The organism is Candidatus Aquicultor sp. (assembly GCF_054640775.1).
In genome coordinates this window covers 1-7,041 of the sequence record NZ_JBTSLF010000136.1, presented here as the reverse complement: position 1 = coordinate 7,041, position 7,041 = coordinate 1, and the positions used below count along the sequence as shown (strand labels likewise).

At 49.7% G+C, this 7,041-nt stretch carries 6 protein-coding genes and 1 pseudogene; 3 read left to right on the top strand and 4 right to left on the bottom strand.

The features are described from left to right. Positions 1-557: GGDEF domain-containing protein (locus ACYC56_RS10760; protein ID WP_461374178.1), on the top strand; the 557-nt coding region annotated here is incomplete at its 5' end. Positions 558-584: 27 nt separating this feature from the next. On the opposite strand, the gene ACYC56_RS10755 is transcribed toward ACYC56_RS10760, so the two are convergent. The 4 genes from ACYC56_RS10755 to ACYC56_RS10740 all read right to left on the bottom strand — a co-directional run bounded on the left by ACYC56_RS10755 (position 585) and on the right by ACYC56_RS10740 (position 4,932). Next, positions 585-1,673, bottom strand: coding sequence for a GNAT family N-acetyltransferase (locus ACYC56_RS10755; protein ID WP_461374177.1), 1,089 nt, complete (start codon positions 1,671-1,673; stop codon positions 585-587). 334 nt (positions 1,674-2,007) lie between these two features. Beyond that, entirely contained in the window at positions 2,008-2,247 is a 240-nt protein-coding gene (locus ACYC56_RS10750; protein ID WP_461374176.1) for a hypothetical protein, read from the bottom strand. Positions 2,248-2,387: 140 nt separating this feature from the next. After that, positions 2,388-3,821 carry a glycosyltransferase family 2 protein gene (locus ACYC56_RS10745; RefSeq protein WP_461374175.1) on the bottom strand — a complete coding sequence of 478 codons (1,434 nt, stop codon included), beginning with the start codon at positions 3,819-3,821 and terminating at the stop codon, positions 2,388-2,390. A 1-nt stretch (position 3,822) separates the two neighbouring features. Next, positions 3,823-4,932 carry a HEAT repeat domain-containing protein gene (locus tag ACYC56_RS10740; RefSeq protein WP_461374174.1) on the bottom strand — a complete coding sequence of 370 codons (1,110 nt, stop codon included), beginning with the start codon at positions 4,930-4,932 and terminating at the stop codon, positions 3,823-3,825. 216 nt (positions 4,933-5,148) lie between these two features. Here ACYC56_RS10740 and ACYC56_RS10735 point away from each other — a divergent pair, with 216 nt between their 5' ends. Both ACYC56_RS10735 and ACYC56_RS10730 read left to right on the top strand, forming a co-directional pair. After that, positions 5,149-5,868: a fused MFS/spermidine synthase gene (locus tag ACYC56_RS10735; RefSeq protein ID WP_461374173.1), complete on the top strand. Its 720-nt coding sequence runs from the start codon at positions 5,149-5,151 to the stop codon at positions 5,866-5,868. 540 nt (positions 5,869-6,408) lie between these two features. Further along, positions 6,409-7,041 (top strand): annotated as a pseudogene (locus ACYC56_RS10730) (hypothetical protein); the annotation flags it as partial.

Below are 7,041 nucleotides of genomic sequence, written 5' to 3'. Positions count from 1 at the left end.
CCTCAACGATCATCGACAGCTATGTAAACATCTATGCGATGGAACTGAAGCACCTTGCGCGCCGCGACAAGCTCACGGATTTTCTCAATTACGAGGCGTTTAAGGAAACGCTCAGTGATGAGCTGAAGCGCTCGCGCAGATATCGCCACTCGTTTTCGCTCATCATGATCGATATCGACGGGTTTCAACGGTATACGAATGAATTTGGTAACCTGGCCGGCGATGTCTTGCTTGCGGAGGTATCGCGGATCGTGGAACATACCATCCGTACGGTCGATATACCGGCACGGCACGGGTTGGACGAGTTTGCCATCATACTACCCGAGACATCAAAGAAGCAAGCCCGTAAGGTTGCCGAGCGCCTGAGGCGGGCTATAAAGCTCGAGACCAGGCACACAGCACAGGTTCACGATGAGTTGAAAACAGGGGTTACGGTAAGCATAGGCGTATCGACCTATCCCAAGGATGCCGGAACAATGGACGAGTTGGTGAGCCTTGCCGATGAGGCGCTCTTCGAAGCTAAAAAAGCCGGCAGGGATATTGTGGTTTGGAACTAAAAAGAGAGGCCGGGCACGTCTCGGCCTCTACTCCATTTTATCCTTGACCCGTCTGGTCAAATCGTTCTCAACAGTGAGAAGCTTCTGCATGAGCCCCGCCCGTTTACCCGTCCGGCTTATGATCACCCTATGGTTGGATGATTCCTGCGCTAACCATTTTTGCTTATAGGGCTCCTGCCCCCGCAAGAAATCGAATTTCCTGATTCCAGCAGCAATCGAGTCCTCTATCGCCCGGCCGATCAATACCGTCGAAACGCTCATCGCCGCCCATTCCGGCTCGAATCCCCCGAGGTAATAATAGAACGTATCGCCGAGCACAAACCCATAGAGGGTTGCCACCGGCAGGCCGTCGATCTGCATAACGTAGAGGCGCAGCCATCCGCTCTCACATAGAGCAGCGGCTAGCTCAATATGAAATTTTCTAAACTTGGGATTAAGGTACGCCCCGGGTTTTTTCTTGGCTAGAAAGCGTTTCTGATGGAGCTTGAAGAAAAGCTCCATATCTTCCCTGACGGTCTCGGGGCCGCTCAGCCTGATGAGCATATCATGATCGCGTGCCAGGCGCCTGGCATAATACTGCACGTTCCAGCGGAACTTCTTGCTTAAGGTCGCAAGGTACTCCTCCCAGCTCCCTGGAAGCTCAACACTAAAGCTGTGATCCTGAATAACGTCAGTACAGGAGCACCCACGGGCCTTAGCTTTCTCCACCACCTCGCGAGCGGTGCTGCGGTCGCTCGAAAGCTGATGAAGATCGATTGCATCCCACTCCGATGCATCAAAAAGAGCATCATAAAGCGCGACAGCGGCATCCGGTACGTCGCTGTCGGCTATGAGGTCCAGATAATCGGTTCCATTCGTCCCGATAAACGCCGCGACCTTAAGCGGCAAGCCATATTGGGTGGACGATAAATAGATAGGGGCGATGCCGACAATCGTGCCGGCATCCCGCACAACCAGCAGCGAGAGCTTTTTTCCCCTGCTGTTTGATTTCCACCAGTACCATGACCATTCCCAGGTCTGAAATATGGATGAGCCCGCAGCGGCTGCGAGCGTGTTCCAATCATCTTTCAGGTTTCTAAAGCGTTCCAGATCCGTTACTACCTCTATTGCCAGCAACCAGTAACCTCCATATAGGGTTTCGAATACGTGGAACGGCGCTCTAGGCGTTAATCGCTCTCTGTAGTTTTTTCGCTAAGGTGCTCTTTATAGATCATGCACTCTTCGCATCCGTTAAAAGAAGCGCAGACACACCCATCCGCCAGTTGCCAACAATCAACCTTCTGGTTGTAAGCCGAGCACCTGATGTAGTGACTTGCAGGACACCCTTTGATTTCCCAACAATTACGCATGATTCACTCCAACACTGTCGTTTGTGTATTCACTAAGCGTTAGGTGGGGCAACCTAAAACAAGCTTATGTCATATAATCATACTCTTATTTACATAACATACTACTTTTTTTTGTGATTAGTTTGCGCTTTAATTATTCTTTCTTTGAGTTCGTCTTCATCTCTTACGCCGTTCACGTCGATGTCTAAATCCATCATAGCCATTATACTCGCTCTTACAATAGCCGTGTTGGCAAGTTTCCTGCCACCTGAAACTTTTGATTTTATACTTACCGACTCGAGGTAAGCAAACATCTCTTCAGGCATTGTGATCGGAACACGAAGGTAGTTCTCCTTGCTCATTTAGATCCTCCTTCAAAATGTAGCGCCGCGGGTGAGGTTTGGCCATAAGCTTACTTGTCTTTAATATTATAAGCGCTAAAGCGCAGCTATAGCAATTGATGAGATAGGCTTGAGAGGCATGGGTGAGATCGATGAAGTGATTAAGCGACCTCTCTCGGTTGCCTGCCTTCAGTCTCTTCTGCGGATTTACTTGAGAGAGCCTGCCGTTTCGGCTTACCCCAACCCTTTTTCCAAAACTGGAACGTGGCGAGCAGACGCTCGGTAAGAATAAGCTGGCGCGGCCCGATAAACTCGATGAGGCCAAAGAGACAGAGCTTAAGGATATCGGTAAGTCGTTGGTAGCGCATATAGATGAGGTTATCAAGAAGAATCGAGCCCAAGTTTATCCAGGCCCCCCACAGAATCGCGAGCAGGAAGAATAGCAACGCAAAATCGAGATCTAGGTAACCGGTCAGGTAAAACACGATAAAGAAAAAATAACCGAGAAACTCGACGATAGGCGCCAGGGCCTCTACAAAGATGAAGTAGGGATAACCGAACAAGCCGACCGTGCCGTACTTCGGGTTTAAAAACATTTTCCGGTTAAACCACAGGCTCTCGATTAATCCCCGTTGCCAGCGATTTCGCTGCTTTGTAAGCGAGTTAAAGTCGGACGGGACTTGCGTCCAGCATACCGGATCGGGCACAAAGATGATCTTGTAGCGAATCTTATGGTCCCGGCAGTGTTTGTGTAGTCGTAAGACTAGATCCATATCTTCGCCGACCGTATGCCGATAGCCGTTTACCGCCATGAGCAGATCTTTGCGAAAAATGCTGAACGCCCCTGAGATGATAAGCAGGCTATCAAAGGAATTCCACGCCGTGCGTCCCGACAAAAAGGTTCTTGCATATTCGACCGCCTGGAAGCATTCAATGGCTTTTTTCGGTGCTCTTACCGAGGTAACAGTACCATCTTCGACCGTGCAGCCGTTTACCACCCGCACGATACCTCCGGTTGCGATGACTTCCCTGTCCTCGATAAAGGGCCGTACGGCTTTTAAAAGGGCATCGTTGTCCAGAAGAGAGTCCGCATCCACACAACAAAAGAGCGGAAATCTTGATGCGTTGATCCCCGCGTTGAGGGCATCGGCTTTGCCGCCGTTCTCCTTATCCAGCACTAAAAGATGCGGGTAGTCTAGCGATATATAGATGCCGCGGAGCGGATGGTGATCAAGCTTCACCGCGATGGGCCTATCGATTTTAACAAGCCTGAAGTGCTCCTGTAGTTCCTCAAGGGTAGCGTCCGTCGAACCATCGTTAACAACGATAACCTCAAACTCAGGGAAATGAAGTCCGAGCAACGATTTCAGGCTCGACACCATCGTCTCCTGCTCGTTATATGCGGGAACCACGATGGAAAGCGGCCGATAAAATGAGCCCGAGATAATGTTTTTTATATTTTGAGCCGTCACAGTCGACGAGTAGCGCCTGATGTCCTTAAGCGACACCAGGGTAAAAAACGAGCATGTCCCGTTGATGAGGATAAAGTAAGCAAGAATTATAAACTGATACCAGGACATAAAAGCAAGCAGCATATCAAACACGGTAACTCGATTCCTTGAGCACATAGTTGGATACATCGCGGACGAACCGATCGTCGCTGTTTGCCGCTCGCTTAAGTAGCCTGTACCCCTTGTCGCCAAACTGGGCTATCGAGAGCGCTGCGTTTATCCTTACGTGATAGTTTTCATCATGCAACGCGTCTCGCAAATCCTTAATGATAAAGCTCTGCGGACAGGAAGAAGCGCCTTTTGCCGCCACGGCCCGCACTCGCCAGTCCTCATCGTTGAGCCCCAGCTTAAAAACTGTAAGTATTTCATCTCCACCAAGCTCCCCGAGGGCGCGCAAACAAGTTATCTTCATATTAGGTGCCGAACTGAAGGTAGCAAAATAATCCTGGATTGTTTGCTTGGCGGAAACAACCTTTCGTACCCCACAGGCTTCAATAATGGCACGCTTGAGTGCGTCGGAGAAGTTCGAGTCGTCTTTTATACGCTTTAAGTAATCGATAAATAGGTCTTGCGCGCCCTGCTGGGCGAACGACGTGAGAATATTCGAATAAATATACTCGCTGAACTTGGCCGACATGAAAAAGGGCCTATTAAGCATGGTATAAATGGTGTTCAAATCGTTCTCATCGGCAACAAAGCTCAACGCCCAGACAGCCTTAGAGAGAACACCGATGTCTTTTTCTTCGTTAAGGATAGTGTAAAAGAGGGGTTTCATCTCGGACAACCCAAGAAGGCCTAACCTCTCTATAGCGATGGAACGCTTTACCCACGAGCGCGATTCCGCCATCCTCTGATAAAATGCCGTAACACCAAGCTTGCGCGCGTAACCCCGAAGACATTTCGCATGGTCGGCTGAGATAGAACCATCTGTAAGCATCTGAATCAAAACTTGTGTCAGGGCATCAAACTCTATCTTCCGCGCAGGCACCGCCAGATTAGATTTACGTCGTGAAAGTTTTTTCTGAAGTTCTTTGGAATAGTATTCTTTCAGCTTGATAAGATGAGCATCCCTTACCTCCACGTGGATCTTATGAACGACTAAGGCGATAAATAGGATGATAACGGTTACGAGCATCACGAAGATCGCGCTGTAGAGAAGACTTTTTACGCTGTATGCATCCATATATCCGCTCACGATAACCGCCGTTCTGCTGGTTCAAGGTCGATCAACTATGTAGTAGGGCTGTTCAAACTTCCTTTATGTATCGTTTCTATCTTCTCTAAGCTTGAGTTTCATGCACAAGCCAACACCTGGCACTCTGTAAAACAAGCTGCTAGAATAGAGCTGCAAGAAAAGTTTCACATGGCTGTGCAGCAAAGCAATGAGTGTAAAAGAGGTGTAAAAAGCAACGTGGCAAAATCCACTGTAACGAATAAGCGGGCAACGACGCCCCCCTCTGCCCGGGCCCAGGCCGGCAGCGCCGAAAGGGACGCCTGGGGCAAACGCATCGCGGTCTATGCCTTTGCGTTCTCCGGCATGGCGGCCTTGATCTATGAGGTTATCTGGACACGGGAGCTTTCTTTGGTCTTTGGCTCCACCGTCTATGCGGTCTCTATGATGCTCACCGCATTTATGAGCGGGCTCTCGCTCGGCTCGTTTCTAGGGGGCAGGTGGGCGGACAGGGCCAAGAACCTTCTCGCTCTTTTTGGATCGCTCGAGCTTGGGATCGGGGTCTTCGGGCTTTTAACGATTCCCCTGATCCAGGTGCTGCCGACGCTCTACTTCTTTGTGTATAACACGCTAAAACCAAGCTTTGCGCTCTTCTTCGTCTTTCAGCTCTTGCTCTCATTCTTTATCATGCTTATCCCGACCACCTTTATGGGGGCAACGTTTCCGGTGGTTACCAAGATCAAAGCGACGTCTCTTGAGGGCTTGGGGCTTGATGTCGGCAACGTGTATTCCATTAACACGGTCGGCTCTATCGGGGGATCGCTTCTTGCGGGGTTCTTGCTCATCCCCGTAATCGGGGTCAAGGGGACCACCTTTGTCGCTGCGGGGCTCAACCTTCTTGTCGCCTCGGGCATGCTTGTGGTGTCGCGGTCTGAGAGCGGCGAAAAGCGCGGCCTGTAAACCGCCTTTGCGCCTATTGGCCGACCGGTCGATCCGACCACCGGCCTTATATCATAACCCCTTTTTCCGATCAATGGCCGCATAACCGCTTGACAGCCTACAATGGCACTAGTATAATCTGCTCCATATTGATAAACACCTGCCCAAAGGTTTAGCTTCATACGCATGTCCTTCTTTAGTGCGCTTGTTTGTGCAAGCTAGCATATATAGGTGCATGTACTCGACCATCAACATAGATAGACATACATAAAGAAGGATGTGGGCTAAACTCCGCATATCTTCCTTGGTTTTTGTTGCAAGGCGGCTGAGCGATTAAGCGATGCCATAGTTATTTTCACAGTTTATACGAAGCAACAAATGATTTTTCGCAGATAATCGAGTGGTCGCTTTTGTTATTGGGTTTATTTGTTAGTAGAACGTTACGACAAACCAAGGAGTATCCGTATCTTGACTAGCTTTAAGTCAAAACAACTCATGCTATTTTCCATGCCCCTTTATGGGCGGTTTATTATAAATTGCTTAAGAAAGGGGGTGAATTAGATGAAAAAAAGTTTTGTAGTTTTTATGACTACAGGCCTTGTTCTAACAGCAGGAAGCGGCGTTGCTCTCGCCATTCAGAACAATAGTTCCGATGGTAATGGAGCGTACACGACCAGCAGCTATACCGCGAAGGGTAATATTACTGCCAACCAGTATATCCTTGAGACTAGTCCTACGCCAGGCACCTGGAGTGATGGTAACGGTAGCACACTTACCTTCAGCGCAAACGGTAAGAATTGGAATTACCGCGAGGATGGCGTGGACAGCAGCACTGCTTACAGTCCCTGGACCAATAGCGACGGCGATGCAGCCAGCACGCACCCGTACGGCACCTGGAATAGCCCGTATACAATGGGTATCGATGGATATAACTACAACGATGCTCAGGATTATACCGACTCTGGCGCCGACGTAGTGCAAAGGGATAGCAGTGGTGATACCGTGACCCTCTCTTTGACGGTTCCCGGAGCCTTCGGCTATGATATGCCCGTGAGCTTGCCAAAGATTCGCTTTACCTCGGGTCCACATGGTGGTTACCTCACCTCAACACACCGTTGCCGTGAGTGCCACGCAGTCCACCGTGCAGCTGGTAAGTTCAAATTGTTACGCTCTGATACGAGGTTTGAGGCGTGC